The following is a 22,312-nucleotide window of genomic DNA, read 5'->3' on the forward strand; positions in this document are numbered from 1 at the left end:
AGCTATAGTGGTCATAAATTAAAAAATCGGCCGTAAGGAAATAGTATGAGCTCATCGCCCCATATGTCCATCGCCAACGCTATTATTGGTAATGTGAAAGAGACTGCTAACAATAGCGATATCAGCATTGATAATAGCGAACGTCTGCGTACCTCTATCGGTAAAGTCGTCTGTGTCGGGCGCAACTATGCGGCGCATGCAGAGGAGTTGGGCAATGAAGTGCCTAGTGCGCCGATGCTATTTATGAAACCTGCCTCTTCGGTGGTATCTATCCGTCAGGGCATTGAGCGACCAAACCCTGCCATCTTTGGCGAAACCCACTATGAAGCTGAGCTTTGTATTCAGCTGGCAACAGACTTATCAAAAGCCACGCTTGAAGAGGCGAAACAAGCCATTGGCGGCGTGACATTGGGGCTTGATTTGACCTTGCGCGAGCTACAAACTGAGCTGAAAGAAAAGGGTCATCCTTGGGAGCGCGCTAAGTGCTTTGATGGCGCTTGTGTGCTTGCTGACTGGCTCGATGCGAATGCCTTTGGCGACTTCAAAAACGTGCATTATCAGCTGAATATTAATAACGAACTTAAGCAAGACGGCGATAGCGCCTTGATGCTATTTCCTGTTTATGAGTTATTGGTCAATATCAGTCACGCTTTTAGTTTGCAAGCAGGCGACGTCATTATGACCGGGACACCAAGCGGCGTTGGCGCTTTACATGCGGGTGATGTGTTGACGTTAAAACTAGGCGCTCATGAATGGCAGACAGAGGTTAAATAAGTTTTTAACCAGCTATTTAACCTAATTATCTTAATGAATAATACAAACCTCAGAGTAAATCTGGGGTTTTTTTATTTATATCTAGCGCCGTAGTAGTATTTTTATATGCAAATATATATCCATATCAGGATATATAGTGATAAAAAACAAACCTTTACGTGCTTGTGAGCATTTTAACCATAAAAATACCTGATAGTTAAATCCTTTTCTTCTGTTTATGGCATTTACAGGCTAGTATGGCAACTATCCTTAATCGTTTGCTGTAGCAAAACTATGCCCAATCCAAGACCTATAGAAACCATACACGATTTATTTGCGACCACTCGGCGCCCCTCCGATGATGAATTGGGCGCAAAGGCGGACTTTCATGGCGATGTTTATGAAGCGCTAGCAAAACTTGAGTATATTTATGTCGATGAGCTGGTCGCCGAAAATGTCGATAACAGTGTGATAAAACCGCATCAGCCCATCTCCTTAGTTGATTTCTTTGAAGGCTTGGCGCAGCTTGCCACCATGGGCGTCGTCGAAGTGACGGATATTGTAGAAGCCATCCACCGTGAGATTCTACTGCGTCCTTTGGGGCGGTTTAATAATGGCAATCTTGAGCGCTGGCAGCGCGGTATCACTGGGCGCATTTATGGTACGGTGCGCCAAGCGATGCAACTGGTCGGCAACAATATCGCCACAGGGCTGCGTTTATATAACACGGTTTTAAAACCCAAAAAAATACAACCACTGCCTTTAAACTTACGGCGTATGGTCAATATTCTAAACGGCGTCATGGGCGACCATCTTGTTACCCACCATAATCCGTTGGCCGTGTCGATGGTGCTATACGATAAAGACAATTATGTACAAAGTGGTGCATTATCGGGGCGGGTGATTGTTTTATGTCATGGGCTTTGTCTGAGTCATTTAAGTTGGCAAATAGCGGGTGAAAATAATCTCGGTGCTATGCTGAGCCGCAAATTGCCAGACAGTACGGTTTTATATTTGAACTATAATACTGGTCGGCGTATCTCCAGTAACGGGCGTAGCTTTGCCAAAGTCTTGCAAAATTTGGTCGAAAACAATCCAGACATCACCCAGCTTGATTTAATCGGCCATAGTATGGGTGGTCTGCTGAGTCGCAGTGCGCTATTTTATGGTAAAGAGCAGGGGTTTAGCTGGGTTAAACGCGTGGGTAATTTGGTGACCTTAGGCACGCCGCATCATGGCGCAAGTTTGGAGCAGATTGGTAATTTTGTGCAATATAAAATCGCTAAGCTGCCTTTTGCTGGGTCATTGGCGAAACTGGGCGATTTACGTAGCGCTGGCATTATTGATTTGCGTTATGGCAGTATTCGCGATGCCGATTGGAAGTCTTTAGAAGAGCGCAGTGTGCTACCGGCAGAGTTTCGTCATCCGACGCACCTACCGCTGCATGTAAATACTTATCTGGTCGCAGCGGCGTTGATTGAAACCCATTATGAAAATAAAACCACCAGTTTATTGGGTGATGGGCTGGTATCGGTAGAGTCGGCGCTTGGCGAATATACCAAAGAGCATACACTGAGCGTGCCTGAAGGTCATAAGGCGATATTTTATGGCGTCAATCATATGAATTTAATCTATAACGATAGGGTGCTTGAGCAAGTGATTTCTTGGTTATCAGCCAATAAATTAGGTGACGCGCATGACGCCAAATATGGCCTTGATAGCCGTATCTATTCTTATCCAATAGATTATGAGGTCGAGATTTAAGGGGTAAGACCATAAACATTATTATTAATAAACTCATAAAAACGAAAAACCCTCAAGCATGACACTTGAGGGTTTTAAATTTTAGGGACGGTAGAAGACAGATGAGAAGCTATTCAGCAAAAATCGCGGCCACATCGTCTTTATCAAATTTGTAGACTGCACCGCAAAATCCGCAGTCCATCTCAAAAACACCGCCTTGCTCATCAATGATATCTAACGCTTCTGTTTCGCCGATTTGCTCGATGGCCATCTCACACTTCTCGCGTGAGCAGGTGCAGCCAAACGATAACGCTACAGGCTCAGGGGCAACGACTTTTTCTTCGTTATATAAGCGGTACAGAATTTCATTGGCATCAAGCGTGGTCAGCTCTTCTGCTTTTAGCGTGCGCGTGAGTACACTTAAGCGCGTCCACAAATCATCATCGATACCAGCGTCTTGGTTTTGCTCGACTTCATAGGTCTCGGCTGCGGTACGAGGTAGCATTTGTACCAAGATGCCACCCGCCTGCAAGCCGTCTGATGCCAGATTAATCAGCGTTGGAATCTGCGCCGATTGTTTTTGATAATGCGCTAAACAGTCAGCTAAGTTGTCATGGCTACGCTCAACGATACCCTGATACGGCTCGCCACCATCAGGCTGGATGTTGATGAATAACACACCTTGACCGGTAGCGCCGAGCTCAGCAAAGGCGTCTTTGGCATGGATCATACTTTCCCACGCTTGCACTTGCTCGTCGGTGTCGCTTTTCCAGCTAGCAAGGGCGCGAATGATGCCGTCTTGGTCGCATTCTGCCATTGCCCAATTGAGCAAACTGTCGCTATCTGATGATTGCAATTGAATCGATAAGCGACCGTTAATTTTAACGGTACTGATGAGTAAGCTTGCCGCCGTCAGCATCTCGCCTAATAAGCGCTTAATGGCCTCAGGATAAGCTTTTTGGGCAATGGTCGTCGCATAACTACGCGATAGGCGCACCACATCGCCGCGCACCGGTGAGTCTTCGATAAAAAAGCGTTGGCGTACGTCATTATCGCGGTGGCTGCTCGCTTGTTGATCAACATTTGGGACTTGAGTATCTTGGGTCATAGGTCATAACTAGTATTAAGAAGTTGTTAGCTTTATGGGGATTAATGGTTATTTATCAATCATAGCGGCTTGGTTATTGGTTTAATTTGAATGATTATTAAACGAAATTTGTAAAATATCAGTCTCATTAAAAAAAGTTTACCCCCGTCGCGCAAATTGTTGTACAGTAACATTAAGTTGCATAGTGATAACTTAAAGCAACAGCATGGATGCATGACGGAAAAGTTAGCCAAGGACTTATATCAAGTCGAATAATGGTGCAAATACCGTCAAAGTCCCCTCCTAATTTTGTGTAAATGTGATAAAAGGATGTATCTCATGACCTACTTAATCTCTAAACCGCTCACTCTGGTTGCCTTTATGGCGCTTGGTCTAGCAGGCTGCAATAATAGCAATCAAACCAACACCGAAGCGTCGCCAGCAGATGGGGCGACGACGACAGAAGCGACAGCAAATACCAACGGTACGCTACAAAAAATCAAAGAATCGGGCACTATCGTGGTCGGTCACCGAGACTCTTCTATTCCCTTTTCTTACATCGCTGATGACCCAAATCAGCCGATTGGCTATGCGCACGATTTAGAAATGAAAGTGGTCGATGCGGTAAAAGAAAAACTCAATATGCCGGATTTAAAAATCCGTTATAACCTGATTACTTCGCAAACGCGTATTCCGCTGGTGCAAAACGGCACGGTTGATTTTGAATGTGGCTCAACCACCAATAACGAAGAGCGCCAAAAACAAGTGGCCTTCTCAAATGGTTTCTTTGAAATTGGTACGCGTTTATTGACCAAAAAAGACTCAGGTATTCAAGATTTTGAAGACCTAAAAGGTAAAACTTTGGTCACGACTGCCGGTACGACCTCAGAGCGATACATTCGTGAATACAACGACAAAAATAAAATGGACATCAATGTCATCTCGGCAAAAGACCATGGCGAAGCCTTCCTTATGCTAGAAAATGGTCGTGCTGATGCCTTCATGATGGATGATGTCTTGCTCGCTGGCGAAAAAGCCAAAGCCAAAAATCCAGATGAATGGGTGATTGTTGGCACGCCGCAATCGTTTGAGATTTATGGTTGTATGATGCGTAAGGATGACCCTGAGTTCAAAGCGGTGGTCGATGAAGCGCTTGCTAATGTCTTTAGCTCAGGCGAAATTAATAGCATTTATGATAAGTGGTTCACCAACCCAATTCCGCCAAAAAATGTCAATCTAAACTTTGAGATGTCAGACAATCTAAAAGCTTTAATTGCCAACCCACACGATAGCGCACAGCCAAAAGAAGCAACCGCTCAGTAATGATTGTCCCTCAACATAGCTTGCTGACGCGCTCAGACTGCTGTTTATAAGTCTGGCGCGTTGGCTTTTTACTCATGGCTTGGAGAGACCATCATGAATTATAGCTGGAACTGGGGTGTGCTCTTTGAGCAAACCGGTATCGGTAATGAGCTTTACTTGCATTGGATGGTGACTGGTCTTGGCTGGCTGCTATTAATTGGCAGTATCGCTTGGGCGATTGCCATGGTGATTGGTACGGTTTTGGGTATCATGCGTACCTTGCCAAACAAGGGTGCGCGTGCTATTGGCACCGCTTATGTGACTTTTTTTCGTAATATTCCTCTTCTCGTACAATTATTCTTTTGGTTTTATATCGCCCCCGGTTGGCTGACGCCTGCGCTACAAGAGTGGTGGTATAAAGACTTATCGCCCAATACCTCAGCCATGCTGTCCGCCAGTATTGGTTTGGGACTATTTACTGCCGCTCGTATCGTTGAACAGGTGCGTACCGGTATCGAGTCCTTACCTGAAGGGCAAGTCAATGCCGCCTATGCGCTGGGCTTTACAATTCCGCAGGCGTATAAAGAAGTGCTACTACCGCAGGCATTTCGTGTTATTTTGCCACCGCTAAGCTCGGAGCTCACCAACTGCTTTAAAAATGCGTCGGTAGCGTCGCTTGTTGGGGTGATGGAGCTGATTAGCCAAACCAAAACCATCAGTGAATATACCCAAAACAGCCTCGAGATTTACACTTATGCGACCATTATTTATCTGGTCTTTAATCTATCGCTCATTGCCATTATGGGATTGATTGAGCGTAAATTACGAGTACCTGGGCTGATTGCAGGGAGTCAAAAATGAATATGATGACCGAACTTGCAACGGCGTATCCGGGCTTGATGGGCGGTATGCTGACCACCTTAAAAGTATTGTTTCTCGCTATCTTAGGCGGTATTAGCTTAGGCACGGTATTGGCTTTAATGCGCTTGTCCGGCATCAAAGCGCTAGAAATTCCTGCTAAATTATACGTCAATTACTTTCGTTCTGTGCCGTTACTGCTGGTACTGCTATGGTTTTATTTTGCCGTACCGATGATGTACTTTTGGATAGCCGGTAAATACCTACAACTCGATACCGCGTTTACCTCGTGTGTTGTCGCCTTTATGATGTTTGAAGCGGCATATTTCTCAGAGGTGGTGCGCGCAGGTATTCAATCTATCGGTAGTGGGCAGGTGAATGCAGCAAAAGCACTTGGCATGACCTATGGGCAAACCATGCGTTTGGTGATTTTGCCGCAAGCCTTTCGCAAAATGCTACCGCTGATTTTGCAGCAATGTATTATTTTATTCCAAGATACGACATTGGTTTTTGCTATTGGGTTGACGGATTTTTTCCGCGCCGCTTACGTCCGTGGTGAGCTGATGGGCTTACTGACCCCTTATATTTTAGGTGCGGGAGCTGTTTATTTTATTATCAGCCTAAGCGCGTCTATCGGTGTGCAGCAATTGCAAAAACGCTTGAGGTTTTAAGGTAAATTTGGCGCAGTACTGTCATAGTAAAATGTGATTTAATAATGATGAAAATAATGTGGTTAGGAGCCAGTGATGAATGAGTCAGTGATAAATGAGCCAGGGATAAATAATGCTGACACCTATATAAATGAATTTGGCGGACTGGTCACCGATAATGGGCATGCGAGCGCCGAGATAGTCATCAAAATGACTGACGTTAGCAAATGGTACGGCGACTTTCAGGTGCTAACTGACTGTACTGCTCACGTGCATAAAGGCGATGTGGTGGTGGTTTGCGGCCCATCGGGCAGTGGCAAATCGACCCTCATTAAAACTGTTAATGGGCTTGAGCCGTTTCAAAAGGGCGATATCATGGTCAATGGTATCTCGGTTGGCGCGGCAAAAACCAATTTACCCAAACTGCGTAGTAGCGTCGGAATGGTGTTTCAGCATTTTGAGCTGTTTCCGCATCTGACCATTATTGATAACTTAACGGTCGCACAAATCAAAGTGTTGGGCCGTAAAGAAGACGACGCTAAGAAAAAAGGCATGGCCTATCTTGACCGTGTGGGCTTAAGTGCGCAATCACCAAAATACCCTGCCGAGCTATCAGGTGGTCAGCAGCAGCGCGTAGCGATTGCCCGTGCTTTGGCGATGGATCCAGTGGCCATGTTATTTGATGAACCAACTTCTGCGCTTGACCCAGAGATGATTCAAGAGGTGCTTGATGTGATGGTCGAGCTGACTCGTGATGGTATGACCATGATGTGCGTAACCCATGAGATGGGCTTTGCCAGTCAGGTGGCCAATCGGATTATTTTTATGGATGAAGGGCATATCGTCGAAAACTGTAGCAAAGATGAGTTTTTTGAAGGCGCAAAAAGTGAGCGCGCGCAGCTGTTCTTATCAAAGATTCTCAATCATTAAAACTAAGCACTGTGTTTTAAGTGTTTGTCAAAGCGTCTATACATAGGCGCTTTTTTTGTGTTTTAAAATGCCGATAAATTGATACAGATAAGCGCAATACGAATATAAATGACTCTGCGAGCGAATAGGTGAGTGCATGGCTGTTTACTGATACAATAGCGGTCAATATGTTAAAAATTAAAATAATTCATAAACGATATTGGAGCGAATATGAGTGTAGAAAATCAATCGGCAGGCATTGTTATTATTGGTGCAGGATTGGCAGGTTGGCACGTTGTCGATGCCATTCGCGCAAAAGATAAAGACATTCCCATTACCTTAATCACGACTGATAATGGCGACCGTTATCATAAACCCATGCTAACGATGGCAATTAGTCAGCAAAAAAATGCCGCGGACTTGGTACGAGCGACCGGTAGCGATGCGGCAGAGGCGGCAAATATCAATTTGCTTGCCAATACGCAAGTAACCGATATCGACCCTGCTAGCCAAACGGTACAGCTTATCTCGGCGCTACGCTCGGACCCTGTGTACACCAATTACGCTACTATTAGCTATGACAAACTGGTGCTGGCAATGGGCGCGCATCCTATTTTTCCAAAAAGTCTGCCTGAAGATTTGGTTTGGCATGTCAACCATATCGAGCGTTTTGGACAGCTGCAAGAAAAGCTTGCAGCGGGCAGTCAGCGTGTTGCTATCGTTGGCGCTGGTATGGTCGGGACGGAAATCGCTGAGGATTTACTAAAAGCGGGGCATGAAGTGACGTTGATTGATTTAAATAACGCGCCGCTCTCGCAAATGCTACCGCCACAAGCGACCGCACGTATTGCCAAAGCAGTACAATCGCAAGGGATTCACTTTTTAGGCGGTTATCAAGTGTCCAATGTCAGGCGTCATGATGACGGCACATTGCAAGTCAGCTATGCGCCAGTATCAGCTACCGATAGCGACACGGCGCAGCAGCCAAAGCCGTTAATCGTTGATCATGTGATTGCCAGTACGGGCTTGACGGTTGATGATAAATTACCAACCGCTGCTGGGGTTGAGTTCAATCGCCGCACCGGTATTGTGGTTGATGCCACCACATTACGTACGCATGCGTCGAATGTGTATGCGATTGGCGATTGTATGTCCATCAACGGCGTCGCCTGCCGCTATGTCGCGCCCCTACGTGCGCAGGCAGCGACGATTGCTGACGATATCTTGGGTCACGAGCACAGCGGTTATGATCATAAACCGCCGATGATTCGCTTAAAAAATAAAGCTATTTCGGTGATGGTCACTGGCGTACCGCAGGCTGCTGGTAATTGGCAAATAACCACTGAAACCGATGATGAACTTGTTATGGACTTGCTTGATGATAGCAATGCCGTCACTGCGACGGTAACGATTAAAGCGCCGCCAATGGTTAAATCTTAATCAAAGATAAATTGTTGCAAGTTTAACTTTTAGCTTTAATTTCTAGTCTTAATTTTTCTCAAGAGCCAGCTGTGTAACAAATACATAGCTGGCTTTTTTACCTATAATAATCGCGTGATTTTATGCTATCTTTTACTGGGCTAATATTTTTAGCGACTAATTTAAATGATACATATTGTATTACTATGATTGACAGCCTTTGATTTAAGGCGGTATAGTAGCTCATGCTTGTTAAGACCTGTTCAAGGAAAAAAGAATGGGTAACAAGCAAACTATCAGCACCATTCATAAGAGCTGTAAAAAGTAAAACGAAAGGACTCGTTATGACTCAAGTTTCTGACTTCGATAGCATTCTAAATAATATTCCCACCGTAAATATGGGCGCGCGCTCGGCAAATGCGCCGCTTACTCAAAGCTATGATAAAGGCCCTGATGTACCGCTGATTGAGGCGACCATCGGCGATTTTTTTGATGCGATTGTCTCCAAATATCCGGAGCGTGAAGCGCTGGTCGTCCGTCATCAAAATATCCGCTGGACATATCGTGAGCTGCAACAGCAGGTTAATCAGCTGGCTAGCAGCATGATTGAAATGGGGCTTGAGATTGGTGACCGCATCGGTATTTGGTCGCATAACAATGCCGAATGGCTGCTCATGCAATTGGCGACCGCAAAAGTCGGTGTTATCCTCGTTAATATCAACCCCGCCTACCGTACCTTTGAGCTGCAATATGCGTTAAATAAACTCGGCTGCTCAGCCTTGGTATTGATGCGCCACTTTAAAAGCAGCGATTACGCGCAGTTAATCCGTGAGCTGTGTCCTGAAATTTATCATAAAGACTATACCCAGCTGGATTTGGTCGAGATTCCAACCATTGAGCGCATCATTTGGATTGACGAGCCAGACTCTGATGAAGAGTTTAACTTTATGCAAAAGTTCTCGGCATGGATGGCGGAAGGCGATGCCAATGATCCACGCGTCGCCGAGCGTCAAGCCCAGCTTAAAAACACCGATGCGATTAACGTGCAGTTTACCAGTGGTACGACTGGCACGCCAAAAGGCGCGACCCTAAGCCACCGCAATATTTTAAATAACGGCTATTTTATCGGTGAGGCCATGAATCTCACTGAGGAAGACAGACTGTGTATTCCCGTGCCACTATATCATTGCTTTGGTATGGTGCTTGGCAACTTAGCGATTTTGACCCATGGCGGTTGTATTATTTATCCGAACGATGGTTTTGAGCCATTGTCCGTCTTGCAAGCGGTTGAAGAAGAGAAATGTACGGCTTTGCATGGCGTACCGACGATGTTTATCGCTGAGCTTGACCATCCTGAATTTGATAAATTTGATTTATCGACCTTGCGGACTGGCATTATGGCCGGCTCTAGCTGTCCGATTGAAGTCATGCGCCGCGTCATTGATAAGATGCATATGAAAGAGGTCACCATTGCTTATGGGATGACCGAAACCAGTCCGGTTTCTTGTCAGACCAATGAGCATACGCCGCTTGAGAAACAAGTATCGACGGTCGGGCTTGTACAGCCTGCGCTTGAAGTCAAAGTCGTCGATACCGAAACGGGCGAGATTGTACCTTTAGGGGAAACCGGCGAGCTGCTAACACGTGGTTATTCGGTAATGAAAGGTTATTGGGGCAGCCGTTTTAAAACCCGCGAAGCGATACAAGATGGCTGGATGCATACCGGTGATTTGGCGACCATGGATGAGGACGGCTATGTCAAAATCGTTGGCCGTAGTAAAGATATGGTCATTCGCGGCGGTGAAAATATCTATCCTGTCGAGATTGAAAACTATCTGTATCGCCATCCGAAAATTCGTGACGTCCAAGTCGTCGGTATCCCAGATAAGCGTTATGGAGAAGTGCTTGCTGCTTTGATTATATCAAAAGAGCCGGGCTGCCTAACCGAAGAAGAAGTGCGCAAGTTCTGTAGCGAGCATATCGCTCATTATAAAGTGCCGACTTACTATCGCTTTGTGACTGAATACCCGATGACCATCACCGGTAAAATCCAAAAGTATAAAATTATCGAACAGATGAAGGCAGAACTGGGTTTAGAGTAGTCACGAAAATACGTTAAGATTTTAACAAGTTATTGAATAATAAACACAAGTATAAAAAGGGATATCATGAGCGCTATCATAACCAGTAAACTGAGTCCGAACGCCAGCGATTTTCAGCAAAACCGCGCCGCTATGCAAGAGATAGTCGACGACTTATATCTGCACCTGCGTAAAGTCGCCCAAGGCGGTTCAGAGCGCGCGCGTGCTAAGCATTTAGCGCGTGGCAAGCTGCTACCTCGTGAGCGTGTTGAGCGCTTGCTGGATGTCGGTACGCCATTTTTAGAAGTCGCGCCCATGGCAGCCCATGATATGTATGGCGAAGAGATTCCAGCGGCTGGGGTGATTGCGGGTATCGGCCGCATTAACGGCACCGAGTGTATGATTGTCTGTAATGACGCCACGGTAAAAGGCGGCACTTATTATCCGATGACGGTCAAAAAGCATCTGCGTGCGCAAGAGATTGCCCAAGAAAATAACTTACCTTGTGTATATTTGGTGGATTCAGGCGGCGCAAACTTGCCCAATCAAGATGAAGTGTTCCCTGATAAAGATGACTTTGGCCGTATCTTTTTTAATCAAGCCAATCTAAGTGCGGCCGGTATTCCGCAAATCGCCGTGGTGATGGGTAGCTGTACCGCAGGCGGTGCTTATGTGCCAGCGATGAGTGACGAATCTATTATTGTCAAAGACCAAGGCACCATCTTCTTAGGTGGTCCGCCACTGGTAAAAGCGGCGACGGGTGAAGAGGTCACGGCTGAAGACTTAGGCGGCGGCGATGTGCATACGCGTCTGTCAGGCGTGGTTGATCACTTGGCACAAAATGATACGCATGCATTATCGATTGCTCGTAACATTGTCAGTCATCTTAACCGTCCTGCCAAGCAAATCCCCAATCAAATCAAACCGCGTCCACCGCGTTACGATGCCAAAGAGCTATATGGCGTCATTCCAACCGATAAGCGCAAACCTTTTGATATCAAAGAAATCATCGCTCGTATCGTCGATAATAGTGAGTTTGATGAGTTTAAAGCGCGTTTTGGTACCACGCTGGTTTGCGGTTTTGCCCATATCGAAGGTATGCCAGTTGGCATCATCGCCAATAATGGCATCCTGTTTAGTGAGTCGGCACAAAAAGGCACGCACTTCATTGAGCTGTGCTGTAAGCGTAAAATCCCATTGGTATTTTTGCAAAATATTACCGGCTTTATGGTCGGGCGTAAATATGAAAACGAAGGCATCGCCCGTCATGGTGCCAAGATGGTGATGGCAGTGGCTAACGCCAAAGTGCCGAAATTCACCGTTATCGTTGGCGGCTCATTCGGTGCTGGTAACTACGGCATGTGCGGCCGTGCTTATAGTCCTCGCTTTTTATGGATGTGGCCAAATGCGCGTATCTCAGTGATGGGCGGTGAGCAAGCGGCCTCGGTACTGGCAACCGTCAAGCGTGATAATTTCGATCGCAAAGGCGAAGAATGGAGTAGCGAGGACGAAGCGGCATTTAAAGCGCCGATTCTTGAGATGTACGAAAAACAAGGTCATCCCTACTATGCAACGGCGCGTCTTTGGGATGATGGGGTGATTGACCCTGCCGATACGCGTCATGTACTAGCACTAGGGCTAAGCGCTGCCTATAACGCACCGATTGAAGAGACGACCTTTGGTGTTTTTAGAATGTAATATTAAATGGAATATGGGCAAGCATTTCACGTATATAAAAAATAGAGAAGGTTATGCGAAAAAATCTGAATAATTATAAAAGCCTACTGGTCGAAATTGAACAGCACGTCGCGACGGTGATATTAAACCGTCCTGAGATACGTAACGCCTTTAACGATGAAATGATTGCCGAGTTGACTGAAGCTTTTACCACGCTTGCTACTGATGATAATGTGCGTGTCATTGTCTTAGCAGCTGCAGGCAAAGCATTCTGTGCGGGCGCTGATCTCAATTGGATGCGGGCGATGGCAGATTATAGCTATGAAGAAAATCTAGCCGATGCCGATAAGTTGGCGCAAATGCTCAAAACTATCTATGAATGCCCTAAGCCAACCGTTGCTGCTATTCAAGGGGATGTTTATGCAGGCGGTATGGGCTTAGTTGCCGTCTGTGATGTGGCCATCGCGGTTAAAATTGCCAATTTTTGCTTAAGCGAAGTGCGTTTAGGACTGGCGCCTGCCACCATTAGCCCTTATGTGATAAAAGCATTGGGCGCACGAGCCTCACAGCGTTATTTCTTAAGTGCAGAAGTGTTCGATGCCAAAAAGGCGCGGCAGCTTGGCTTTATCCATGAGCGCGTCAGCGAAGAATCACTTGACGATGCGGTCGCAGCATTCTGCGATAAAGTGGTTAAAAACAGCCCCGAGGCGGTTAAGACCTGCAAGCGTTTATTGCATGAAGTCGCGGGTGCACCGATTACCGATAAGCTAATTGCTGACACCGTCAAAGGTATTGCTGATATTCGCTCATCAGAGCAAGGTAAGGAAGGCGTGCAAGCCTTTTTGCAAAAGCGCAAGCCTGATTGGTTGACTGCAGATTAGTAGTAAAAAACGATAGTCAAGCCGATAAATAAAAACGATAAGTTACAGGGATAGTTATGTTTTCTAAAATTCTAATTGCCAACCGTGGTGAAATTGCCTGCCGTGTTGCCGCGACTGCCAAGCGCATGGGTATCCGTACCGTCGCTGTTTATTCTGATGCTGACCGTGAGGCCAAGCATGTCGCTGTCTGTGATGAAGCGGTTTATTTGGGTGGTTCATCCCCCAAAGACAGCTACCTAAAAGGCGATGCTATCATTGCGATTGCTCTCGATGTTGGTGCAGAAGCAATCCATCCGGGCTATGGCTTTTTAAGTGAAAATGCGGATTTTGCGCAGGCCTGTCAAGATGCTGGTCTGGTCTTTATTGGTCCATCGGCGGACGCTATTCGGGCGATGGGCGGTAAATCTGAATCCAAGCGCTTGATGGAGTCGGCTGGCGTACCATTGATACCAGGTTACCATGGTGAAAACCAAGAAGCAGAATTCTTGCAGCAGCAAGCAGACAGCATTGGCTATCCGGTACTGATTAAAGCCAGTGCAGGTGGTGGCGGTAAAGGTATGCGTATCGTTGAAGAGAGTAGCGACTTTATTGATTTATTAGACTCATGTCGCCGCGAAGCCATTACCAGCTTTGGGAATGATCAAGTATTGGTCGAAAAGTACGCCCTAAAACCACGCCATATCGAGATTCAAGTATTTGGCGATACGCATGGTAATTATGTGCATTTGTTTGAGCGAGATTGCTCGGTACAGCGCCGCCATCAAAAGGTATTAGAGGAAGCACCAGCACCCGGTGTTGACGCTGCCATGCGTGAAGCGATGGGAACAGCAGCTATCGAAGCGGCGCGTGCGGTTAATTATTTTGGTGCAGGCACGGTTGAGTTTATCGTGGAGCAGCGCGAAGGCACGATGAATTTTTATTTTATGGAGATGAATACCCGCCTGCAAGTGGAGCATCCGGTTAGTGAAGCGATTTCGGGTGTCGATTTGGTCGAATGGCAATTGTTGGTCGCAGCAGGTAAACCATTACCGAAAAAGCAAGACGAGCTGGTGATTAATGGGCATGCGATCGAAGCGCGTATCTGCGCTGAAAATCCTGATAATGGCTTTTTGCCAGCAACGGGTACTTTATTTACCTATCAAAAGCCTGAGCACAGCACCTTTGTTATTAATAAAAGCGGTACCGATGTGCGTATTGATGATGGCGTACGCGAGGGCGATGTGATTAGCCCGTTCTATGATTCTATGATTGCAAAGCTGATCGTGCATGCACCAACGCGTGAGCAAGCATTGGCAAAGCTCGACCGCGCACTCGCTCAAACGCGTATCGTTGGTTTGCCAAATAACGTGGCGTTTTTGCGCTATATATTGAATACTGAGTCGTTTAGCCAAGCCAATTTGGATACGGCGCTTATCGAGCGTGAGGCGGATGAGCTGTTTAATCAGCATCCGCTTGATTTATCGACACTCGTCGTGACTGCTATTACGCAGCAACTTACCAGTGAAAGCGCAGCACAAGACACAACTATTGATCCATTCAGTAAGCCGACTGGTTTCCGTGCTTATAGCGATTACACACGCTCGTTTAGCTTGGTTTATGATGAGCAGGCGTACCAAGCGCGTATTAGCAACTGGCACAATGCAAATAGTTCGGATAGTAAAAAAGGTGCCGAAAATACCAGCAGCTTTACGTTGATCATTGAAAAAGAGGTCGCGAGTAACGATACTCAAGATAATGTCAATGTAGCCGCTCAGACAGAAAGTGTTTATGAAGGTGAAGTCAGCTACGCTAGCAGTGATGCACACAATCATACTTTATGGCTAGAAGGTGCACGTATTAGCGCTCAAAGTTGGGTACATAATGAGACCGTTTATGTGTTCACCGATAGCGGTCGAGATGAGATTACGCTGATTGATATCATGGCACATGTCGGTGAAGAGACTGCTGCTGTCGGTAGCTTGAAATCACCGATGCCAGGACAGGTCGTTGCCTTTAAAGTGGCCGTTGGCGATAACGTAAAAAAGGGCGACCCACTTGCCGTTATCGAAGCGATGAAAATCGAACATACCATTACCGCACCAACTGACGGCGTGGTGGCAGAATTGTTATTTGCGGCGGGTGATTCGGTTGCTGATGGTGATGAGTTACTGCGTATTGACACGGAAGCTAGCGAAGCTTAAGAGCCGAAGTATTAGAACAATGAAAGGATAATAACCATGAGCCATTCGTACCCAGATCACGTCAGAATCGTTGATGTTAGCCCGCGTGATGGCTTGCAAAACGAGTCCATGACGGTGCCAACTCAGGTTAAGCAAGCGTTGATCGACGACTTAATTGCAGCAGGCGTGAAAAAGCTTGAGGTGACCAGCTTTGTCTCACCAAAATGGGTGCCGCAAATGGGCGACAATAGCGCGCTGCTCGAAGCACTTGCCCCCACCCGTCATGATGAGGTTTGTTACTCGGTACTGGTGCCAAATATGCGCGGTTTTGACAATGCCATCGTGCATTGCCCCGATGAAATCGTTATCTTTGGCTCAGCCAGTGAAACCTTTAGCCAAAAAAACATCAATTGCAGTATCGATGAGAGCATCGAGCGTTTTGCGCCCGTTGCTGCTGCGGCAAAAGCGCAGGGCATCAAAGTGCGCGGCGTCATCTCTTGCACAGTCGGTTGCCCTTATGAAGGTGAGATTGCTCCTAGCCAAGTGGCGTATGTCACTAAGCGTTTGGTTGAGATTGGCGCTGAGCAGATTGGTATCGCTGATACCATTGGTGTTGGTACGCCATTAAAAGTACAGCGTGCGCTACAAGCTGCATTAGAATACACTGATATTAGCATGCTATCAGGGCATTTCCATGATACTTATGGTCAAGCCGTCAGTAATACGTTAGCCGCCTTGCAGATGGGCGTCAGTGAATTTGATACCTCCGTCGCTGGGCTTGGCGGTTGTCCGTATGCCAAAGGTGCAACCGGCAATGTCGCCACCGAAGACGTCGTTTATATGCTGCACGGTATGGGCATCCACACGGGTATTGATTTGGATAAATTGGTGGTAGCTGGCGAGCGTATCAGTGAATTCTTGGGTCGGCGCAATGGTTCAAGCGTGGCACGTGCGCTGATTAATAAACGTCAGTCTTAACTAAAAAATAAAGCCAGTCATAAGCTAAATGAACAGAAATAAATGAATAGATAGCTGGTATAAATTTTTTGAAGCCTCTGGAGTGACGCAGTCGCACAGCAAGCGATAAAAATTTTTACCAGCTATATGGTCTCTTTTTAAATGGATCTAAATTTTTAAGATTTAAAACTTTTATATACAAGGAATGGCTATGAGTTTACCTGGATTAAATTTTCAGCTTGGCGAAGATATTGATGCATTACGTGATGTGGTGCAGCAGTTTGCGGCAAAAGAAATTGCCCCGCGTGCAAGCGAAATCGACAGCAGCGATGAGTTCCCAATGGATTTATGGCAAAAAATGGGCGAGCTCGGTCTGCATGGTATTACCGTTCCTGAAGAGTACGGCGGATCTGACATGGGTTACGTCGCGCATATGGTGGCGATGGAAGAGATTAGCCGGGCTTCTGCCTCTGTAGCACTGAGCTATGGCGCGCATTCAAACCTGTGTATCAACCAAATCAAACGTAATGGCTCAGAGGAACAAAAGCAAAAATATCTGCCCAAGCTCATCAGTGGTGAATTCGTCGGCGCACTCGCCATGAGTGAAACGGGTGCTGGCTCAGACGTGGTTAGCATGAAGCTCAAAGCCGAAGAAAAAGGCGGTTATTATGTGCTAAATGGCAGCAAAATGTGGATTACCAATGGTCCTGATGCTGACGTAATGGTGGTTTATGCCAAAACCAGTCCAGAGCTAGGTGCCAAAGGCATGACGGCCTTTATCGTTGAAAAAGGCATGAAAGGCTTTGGTACGGCGCAAAAGCTCGACAAACTGGGCATGCGCGGTAGTCATACTGGTGAGATGACTTTTGATAATGTTGAAGTGCCCAAAGAAAATATCTTGGGCGGCGTTGGTGAAGGCGTCAAAGTGCTGATGAGTGGTCTTGATTATGAGCGCGCGGTATTGGCCGCAGGTCCTATCGGTATCATGCAAGCGGTGATGGACAACGTCGTCCCTTATATCCATGACCGTAAGCAATTTGGGCAAGCGATTGGTGAGTTCCAGCTTATCCAAGGTAAAGTCGCCGATATGTATACCATCCTACAGGCGGGGCGTAGCTTCTTATATACGGTCGGTAAAAATCTCGATATGCTCGATCAACGCGGCGCCGGTCATAGCCGAGAAGTGCGCAAAGATTGTGCCAGTGTGATTTTATGGTGTGCCGAAAAAGCCACGTGGATGGCAGGCGAGGGCATTCAAATCTTTGGTGGCAATGGCTATACCAATGAGTATCCACTCGGCCGTTACTGGCGTGATGCCAAGCTGTATGAGATTGGCGCGGGTACCAGTGAGATTCGCCGGATGCTAATCGGTCGTGAGCTATTTAACGAGACTAAGTAGAGATTATAGAATGTTCTTTATATACTAAACTCTTGCTCATGGGCTAATTTTTTCTTGCTTGCTGTTCGCAGGCGTGACAGAGGCTGCGAAAAAATCATCCCATGAGCACCTAACATCGTTTTTAAATCGAATAAACTAGAAATAAAAAAGCAGGTCGCTTAAAACGTCCTGCTTTTTTAATGTATAAAAATTATAACGCCCTAAGCCTGTTTACTATGGTCAAAATAACGCGCCAGACCATTTAATAATAAATCATCGCGCATACGCACCGAACGATTGATATGTTGCGCAATGATATGGGCATCACCGCCGGTCATGATGAGCTCAAAGTTTGGATAACGGTTACTGATTTCATTAATCGCGCCAACGATGGACAACATAATGCCGCGATGGACGGCGTCTTTTGTGTTGATACCGGGGCTCACGCTATCAAAAGTGCCATTAGAGATAGTAATTTGCTTGGTACCAGAAAATAACGACTCACGTTGCAGATAGATGCTAGGGAAAATATAACCGCCTAAGTGCTCAGCGTGATCAATCAAATCAATCGTCACCGCCGTACCGCAGCCAATCACACATTGACGTTTTTTCTTATCCACCGCACCCAGCATCTGTAGCCAGCGATCGCAGCCGAGCTGTTCGTCATTATAGGCGCTTTGCATCAAGGCATGCTCAGCATCGACGTGGACAAATTCAAACGGGATATTCAGACGGCTCAAGGTTTCAGACACTTTAATATTTAAGTCGTCGCCCAATACTGAGGAAATCCCAATGAAATCCGGCGCATAACGCGCAAAACGATCGGTTAGACCCATGAGCAGTTCGGCAGGCGCTTGCAAATGCTGCTTGGCATCGTGCGCGACTATCTGCCCGATATCATCGGTGAGCCAGTATTTAAGACGGGTATTGCCAAGATCTAACCAGAGCATAAAAATCCCTTTATATGGTGCTCGTTCAGTATGGTTTTTTAAATATGGTTTTCAAAGGTTTAAGCGTCACCAATCACATCAATACGACCGGTAAAAAGCGCAGAAATCTTACCGTTATATTCACGTAATTGCAAACATCCATGTGTATCAAGACCGCATGCATAACCGGTCAGCGTCTCGATATGACCATTATAATCTTGGGTGACGCGCAAGCGTAGCCCTGCCAATGCATCCATCGCGTCAAACTGCGCCAAAAAACTGTCCAAATAATAACGCTGCCCGGTTGGCTTCTCCAATCCTAAATACTCAAAGCGGGTCATCGCTGCTATTAAAGCTTCACTCATTTGCTGATAAAGCGTTTTTAGGTCTAGAAGTGGGATAGTCTGTGTTTTTGGCTCAAGCATGGCACAAATATCTCGTAAGCTAATCGCCTGATAACTCATGCCCTCGCAAGTTTGCGCGGTGAGCTTAGGCGTAGCCTGCACATTTAGACCCACGCCCATCACTATACCGACCAATTTCCCTGCTTTTGTTACGGGTTCTATTAAGATGCCAGCGAGTTTATTAAAGGGTAGGGTTTGTTTGGTAGACTCAAGCGACTTTAAAGCGGCGTTATTCAATTCAGTATGATTTTGATGAGAATATTGCTTTGAGTATTGGTGTGAATAAAAGCCCAAATCATTGGCCCATTTTACCCCGATTGCTGTCAATCCTTGCGCGCGCAATTGCTCGTTTAGCACTTGAATAACAGGCATTTTTGCCAATTCAACGCCGATAATCAGCGACAATAAACCGCTAATCGGCATGTGCACGGGATGATATAACGACAGGTAGACATTGCCACGTGGCGATTGCCACGAGCGCCCGTGTTGCCCGCGACCAGCGCTTTGGGTTTCTGCTGTTAGTAGGTGCATCTCGGCTGCATTTAGGCGGCCATGTTGCAGCGCTGTTATCAGCTCACTATTGGTCGAGCCACTACTCGCAAGGTGGCGATGGTTAAGCTTAGGTAAATGCTCAAGCTCTAATGACTCAAATGCATCAGAGGAATAGGCAGACAAAGAGTCAGATGATGAGTCAAATGGCGGCATAATAAGTTTCGTCGATGGGGTAAATTGGCGTAGGTAAACTTTGATATACTGAGCGATTGTTGCTCATTAATAATACAAAGCCGACAGCATAAAGGTCAGATTATGATTTGGCAAATGCGATTGAGCGTGTGATGTCCAAATGACTATAAGATTATACAATTATACGATTAGATGATTTTAATAAAAAAGACGCAGAATAAAAGGCCGATTTAATGATGTTATATGTGTGGTTTGTGATAGCGGGGGCGTTTGCGGGTGTCAGTGCGGGTTTATTTGGCGTTGGTGGCGGCATGATTATCGTGCCAGCATTGGTATGGATTTTCACCGCTTATCATTTTTCACCCGAAGTGGTCACCCATTTGGCGATTGGCACGTCACTTGCGACGATTGTGGTGACCTCTATCAGCTCTTTAACGGCACATAATAAGCGCGGCGGCGTACGCTGGGAAGTGTGGCGCAAAATGGCATTGGGTTTGGTCATCGGCAGTTTGGTCGGCGCCGGTATCGCCGATATGATTGACGGTAAGGTATTGCAAGCCATTATCGGTGTTGGCGCGTTATTGGTCGCTTTAAAGATGCTGTTTTTGTCTAATAAAGAACAATTGGGTAAGCCGTTACCGTCAGCTGGCATTCAATTTGGGGCAGGGACAGGCATTGGTCTAGCGTCATCTATTTTTGGGATTGGCGGCGGTAGTTTGACCGTGCCGTTTTTAAACTGGGCAGGATTGCCGATGAAACAATCGGTCGGTACGTCTGCTGCTTGCGGCTTACCGATTGCATTGGCAGGCGCGGCAGGCTTTGCCTGGTTCGGTCAAGACGTGGTCAATCTGCCTGAGGGCACGATAGGCTTTGTCCATATCACGGGCTTTTTATGCATATCTGTCGCTAGCTTTGCGATGGCAAAAGTTGGCGCCAAACTCGCCCATGTATTGCCCGCACAGACGCTGAAACGCGCTTTTGGCGTGCTGCTGTTATTTGCTGGCGGGCAGCTTTTGTTAAGCGGGATTGGGGTGATTTAATACTCTCAAATTTAAATAAAAATTAGCACGCCAATTTAGGAACAATTTTGAATGAAAGCAGCAGAAAAGTATCGCCGTGTATTTGGTTCAATTAGTCATCTAAAAGATGAAATACCATGGACGACTGGTTTATCCAATATGGTAGAGTTTTTAGTATGGGAGCCGCAACGTGTTCTTGGTATTAGCAAAAAGCAATATGTACGACAGATTATTGAATGGGCAATGGTTCCCGAGCTGAAAGATAAGAGTTTGCAAGAAATCGAGCAAGCTGTGAGTAAAGAATTGAATCAAAAAATGAGTGAGTCTGAGCAATTAGAGACTTATTCAACGCAAATGATAGGTATTTGTAATGCTAGGGAAGCGGTGCGTCGCGTAAAGTTCTTTTCTGAGGATTATCTAAATAAAGAGTTCGATATTTTTCTAAGTTTATGTAGTGATATTTATCTAAATTTATTTTATGGGCAATTCATCGAATTTGATCAAATAGGCTCATGGTCAACTCATGGCAATAGCGGCATCTTTGAATTTAGTACCGAACTAAAAGCTATGTTCATGGATAATTTATCTTATAATCATAAGGCAAATATACTGATTGCCAATGAATTGAAGCTTAATGGCAAGAAAAACCCTGACCAAATATTAAAGTACTGCTTAATGTATAAGTATTTATTAGAAATAGGCTTTATTGATAAAGGTGCAAAGTTTTTACTACTGTTTATCGGCGGCAGTGTGGTAAAGGGAGATAAGCAAAGTATGATTAATCAAGAAATAGCTATGTGTCAAAGCAAGCCGGAGAAATACCAACACTTATTACAGCCTGAGTTATTGAAATTAGCTGCTAGTTTAGAAGTTACTAGCATCTCTTGGCAGTCGCTGATTGAGTTTAATAATCATTATTTGAATGACAATGAGGCTTGCCAAGTCGAGCAAAAACTACTCAAGGGTTTCAATCAAAGCCTTCAATCAAAATCGTTTATGCACTTATGACTATAATTCTAAAGCTACCACGACTTTAGATGAAATAGCTGCTTATTTGTTATCAATCGCATCAAGCCCCAAACGTATCCACTTTCTGGCGAGCTCATCATGGTCGCTGAGCATACTCCACAGCGCATCTTCACTAAAGATTGAGTGCGCTTTACCTGAGTGCTCAATGGGCAGATCCGCTTCACGATCTGTCATCCATTGCGGATTAAGATAATACTCTTTCAACTCATTTTGCAAGGCTTCAGCGCGCACAAACTGCTGCTGCGCCTCAAGCTGCTGACGATGCAGCTCACACCATTCTTCATATTTTTGTTGTAGTTCTTGCGGATCGTATTTATCAAAATTGTCTTTAGTCATTGTCATCGCCTTAATTTTTATTTTTTAGATGAATTATGTAGATTCTCAGCCCTATTA

The 22,312-nt window shown here is 45.8% G+C and carries 19 protein-coding genes; 15 read left to right on the forward strand and 4 right to left on the reverse strand.

Going from position 1 to position 22,312, the window contains the following annotated elements; translation table 11 throughout:
* Nucleotides 1-144: 144 nt before the first annotated feature.
* The gene (locus tag B2866_RS03535; protein WP_409520846.1) at nt 145-774 is read left to right on the forward strand and encodes a fumarylacetoacetate hydrolase family protein; all 630 of its coding nucleotides are present in this window, start codon (nt 145-147) and stop codon (nt 772-774) included.
* Nucleotides 775-1,047: 273 nt separating this feature from the next.
* On the forward strand, nt 1,048-2,517 hold the full coding sequence (locus B2866_RS03540) for a hypothetical protein (protein WP_296190767.1): 1,470 nt from the start codon (nt 1,048-1,050) through the stop codon (nt 2,515-2,517).
* Nucleotides 2,518-2,626: 109 nt separating this feature from the next.
* Here the strand turns inward: B2866_RS03540 and B2866_RS03545 are convergent, their stop codons facing one another.
* A complete protein-coding gene (locus B2866_RS03545; protein ID WP_296190770.1) occupies nt 2,627-3,604 on the reverse strand; it encodes an Hsp33 family molecular chaperone HslO in 978 nt (325 codons plus the stop codon).
* Between the two features lie 318 nt (nt 3,605-3,922).
* On the opposite strand from B2866_RS03545, the gene B2866_RS03550 reads away from it, so the two are divergent.
* From B2866_RS03550 to B2866_RS03600, 11 genes are all read left to right on the forward strand, one after another.
* Nucleotides 3,923-4,906, forward strand: a complete 984-nt coding sequence (locus tag B2866_RS03550; RefSeq protein WP_296190771.1) for a glutamate/aspartate ABC transporter substrate-binding protein — start codon at nt 3,923-3,925, stop codon at nt 4,904-4,906.
* 93 nt (nt 4,907-4,999) lie between these two features.
* Nucleotides 5,000-5,746, forward strand: a complete 747-nt coding sequence (locus tag B2866_RS03555) for an amino acid ABC transporter permease (protein WP_296190773.1) — start codon at nt 5,000-5,002, stop codon at nt 5,744-5,746.
* Nucleotides 5,743-6,414 (forward strand): ABC transporter permease subunit, encoded by a 672-nt coding sequence (locus tag B2866_RS03560; RefSeq protein ID WP_068405974.1) that lies wholly within the window; start codon nt 5,743-5,745, stop codon nt 6,412-6,414. Before B2866_RS03555 ends, B2866_RS03560 begins: the two co-directional genes overlap by 4 nt.
* Nucleotides 6,415-6,603: 189 nt before the next feature.
* The gene (locus tag B2866_RS03565) at nt 6,604-7,323 is read left to right on the forward strand and encodes an amino acid ABC transporter ATP-binding protein (protein WP_296190865.1); all 720 of its coding nucleotides are present in this window, start codon (nt 6,604-6,606) and stop codon (nt 7,321-7,323) included.
* Between the two features lie 210 nt (nt 7,324-7,533).
* A complete protein-coding gene (locus B2866_RS03570; protein WP_296190775.1) occupies nt 7,534-8,742 on the forward strand; it encodes an FAD-dependent oxidoreductase in 1,209 nt (402 codons plus the stop codon).
* A gap of 323 nt (nt 8,743-9,065) precedes the next feature.
* On the forward strand, nt 9,066-10,823 hold the full coding sequence (locus B2866_RS03575) for an AMP-binding protein (RefSeq protein WP_296190778.1): 1,758 nt from the start codon (nt 9,066-9,068) through the stop codon (nt 10,821-10,823).
* A 66-nt stretch (nt 10,824-10,889) separates the two neighbouring features.
* Entirely contained in the window at nt 10,890-12,500 is a 1,611-nt protein-coding gene (locus B2866_RS03580) for a carboxyl transferase domain-containing protein (protein WP_296190779.1), read from the forward strand.
* Nucleotides 12,501-12,553: 53 nt separating this feature from the next.
* Complete coding sequence (locus B2866_RS03585) at nt 12,554-13,360, forward strand: enoyl-CoA hydratase/isomerase family protein (protein ID WP_296190781.1); 807 nt, start codon at nt 12,554-12,556, stop codon at nt 13,358-13,360.
* Nucleotides 13,361-13,416: 56 nt separating this feature from the next.
* On the forward strand, nt 13,417-15,540 hold the full coding sequence (locus B2866_RS03590) for an acetyl-CoA carboxylase biotin carboxylase subunit (RefSeq protein WP_296190783.1): 2,124 nt from the start codon (nt 13,417-13,419) through the stop codon (nt 15,538-15,540).
* Between the two features lie 36 nt (nt 15,541-15,576).
* Nucleotides 15,577-16,497: a hydroxymethylglutaryl-CoA lyase gene (locus B2866_RS03595; RefSeq protein WP_296190785.1), complete on the forward strand. Its 921-nt coding sequence runs from the start codon at nt 15,577-15,579 to the stop codon at nt 16,495-16,497.
* A 190-nt stretch (nt 16,498-16,687) separates the two neighbouring features.
* Entirely contained in the window at nt 16,688-17,875 is a 1,188-nt protein-coding gene (locus B2866_RS03600; protein ID WP_296190787.1) for an isovaleryl-CoA dehydrogenase, read from the forward strand.
* 200 nt (nt 17,876-18,075) lie between these two features.
* On the opposite strand, the gene B2866_RS03605 is transcribed toward B2866_RS03600, so the two are convergent.
* Together B2866_RS03605 and B2866_RS03610 are read right to left on the reverse strand one after the other, a co-directional pair.
* A complete protein-coding gene (locus B2866_RS03605) occupies nt 18,076-18,804 on the reverse strand; it encodes a pantothenate kinase (protein WP_200661590.1) in 729 nt (242 codons plus the stop codon).
* Between the two features lie 59 nt (nt 18,805-18,863).
* On the reverse strand, nt 18,864-19,892 hold the full coding sequence (locus B2866_RS03610) for a biotin--[acetyl-CoA-carboxylase] ligase (protein WP_296190792.1): 1,029 nt from the start codon (nt 19,890-19,892) through the stop codon (nt 18,864-18,866).
* Nucleotides 19,893-20,107: 215 nt separating this feature from the next.
* Here B2866_RS03610 and B2866_RS03615 point away from each other — a divergent pair, with 215 nt between their 5' ends.
* Together B2866_RS03615 and B2866_RS03620 are read left to right on the forward strand one after the other, a co-directional pair.
* Nucleotides 20,108-20,911 carry a sulfite exporter TauE/SafE family protein gene (locus tag B2866_RS03615; RefSeq protein ID WP_296190867.1) on the forward strand — a complete coding sequence of 268 codons (804 nt, stop codon included), beginning with the start codon at nt 20,108-20,110 and terminating at the stop codon, nt 20,909-20,911.
* 51 nt (nt 20,912-20,962) lie between these two features.
* Nucleotides 20,963-21,898 carry a hypothetical protein gene (locus tag B2866_RS03620; protein WP_296190794.1) on the forward strand — a complete coding sequence of 312 codons (936 nt, stop codon included), beginning with the start codon at nt 20,963-20,965 and terminating at the stop codon, nt 21,896-21,898.
* A 42-nt stretch (nt 21,899-21,940) separates the two neighbouring features.
* Here B2866_RS03620 and B2866_RS03625 read toward each other — a convergent pair whose 3' ends face one another.
* A complete protein-coding gene (locus B2866_RS03625) occupies nt 21,941-22,255 on the reverse strand; it encodes a DUF4298 domain-containing protein (protein ID WP_296190797.1) in 315 nt (104 codons plus the stop codon).
* Between the last annotated feature and the right edge of the window lie 57 nt (nt 22,256-22,312).

This window comes from Psychrobacter sp. UBA3483, from assembly GCF_002377905.1.
Classification (GTDB): Bacteria; Pseudomonadota; Gammaproteobacteria; order Pseudomonadales; family Moraxellaceae; genus Psychrobacter.

What these genes read in the sequence shown, in the direction of transcription:
- B2866_RS03615 (WP_296190867.1), top strand. Translation starts at nt 20,108, where the DNA reads ATGTTATATGTGTGGTTTGTGATAGCGGGGGCGTTTGCGGGTGTCAGT.
- B2866_RS03620 (WP_296190794.1), top strand. Translation starts at nt 20,963, where the DNA reads ATGAAAGCAGCAGAAAAGTATCGCCGTGTATTTGGTTCAATTAGTCAT.
- B2866_RS03625 (WP_296190797.1), bottom strand. Translation starts at nt 22,255, where the DNA reads ATGACTAAAGACAATTTTGATAAATACGATCCGCAAGAACTACAACAA.
- B2866_RS03595 (WP_296190785.1), top strand. Translation starts at nt 15,577, where the DNA reads ATGAGCCATTCGTACCCAGATCACGTCAGAATCGTTGATGTTAGCCCG.
- B2866_RS03560 (WP_068405974.1), top strand. Translation starts at nt 5,743, where the DNA reads ATGAATATGATGACCGAACTTGCAACGGCGTATCCGGGCTTGATGGGC.
- B2866_RS03590 (WP_296190783.1), top strand. Translation starts at nt 13,417, where the DNA reads ATGTTTTCTAAAATTCTAATTGCCAACCGTGGTGAAATTGCCTGCCGT.
- B2866_RS03545 (WP_296190770.1), bottom strand. Translation starts at nt 3,604, where the DNA reads ATGACCCAAGATACTCAAGTCCCAAATGTTGATCAACAAGCGAGCAGC.
- B2866_RS03565 (WP_296190865.1), top strand. Translation starts at nt 6,604, where the DNA reads ATGACTGACGTTAGCAAATGGTACGGCGACTTTCAGGTGCTAACTGAC.
- B2866_RS03555 (WP_296190773.1), top strand. Translation starts at nt 5,000, where the DNA reads ATGAATTATAGCTGGAACTGGGGTGTGCTCTTTGAGCAAACCGGTATC.
- B2866_RS03575 (WP_296190778.1), top strand. Translation starts at nt 9,066, where the DNA reads ATGACTCAAGTTTCTGACTTCGATAGCATTCTAAATAATATTCCCACC.
- B2866_RS03570 (WP_296190775.1), top strand. Translation starts at nt 7,534, where the DNA reads ATGAGTGTAGAAAATCAATCGGCAGGCATTGTTATTATTGGTGCAGGA.
- B2866_RS03550 (WP_296190771.1), top strand. Translation starts at nt 3,923, where the DNA reads ATGACCTACTTAATCTCTAAACCGCTCACTCTGGTTGCCTTTATGGCG.
- B2866_RS03610 (WP_296190792.1), bottom strand. Translation starts at nt 19,892, where the DNA reads ATGCCGCCATTTGACTCATCATCTGACTCTTTGTCTGCCTATTCCTCT.
- B2866_RS03605 (WP_200661590.1), bottom strand. Translation starts at nt 18,804, where the DNA reads ATGCTCTGGTTAGATCTTGGCAATACCCGTCTTAAATACTGGCTCACC.
- B2866_RS03585 (WP_296190781.1), top strand. Translation starts at nt 12,554, where the DNA reads ATGCGAAAAAATCTGAATAATTATAAAAGCCTACTGGTCGAAATTGAA.
- B2866_RS03580 (WP_296190779.1), top strand. Translation starts at nt 10,890, where the DNA reads ATGAGCGCTATCATAACCAGTAAACTGAGTCCGAACGCCAGCGATTTT.
- B2866_RS03600 (WP_296190787.1), top strand. Translation starts at nt 16,688, where the DNA reads ATGAGTTTACCTGGATTAAATTTTCAGCTTGGCGAAGATATTGATGCA.
- B2866_RS03540 (WP_296190767.1), top strand. Translation starts at nt 1,048, where the DNA reads ATGCCCAATCCAAGACCTATAGAAACCATACACGATTTATTTGCGACC.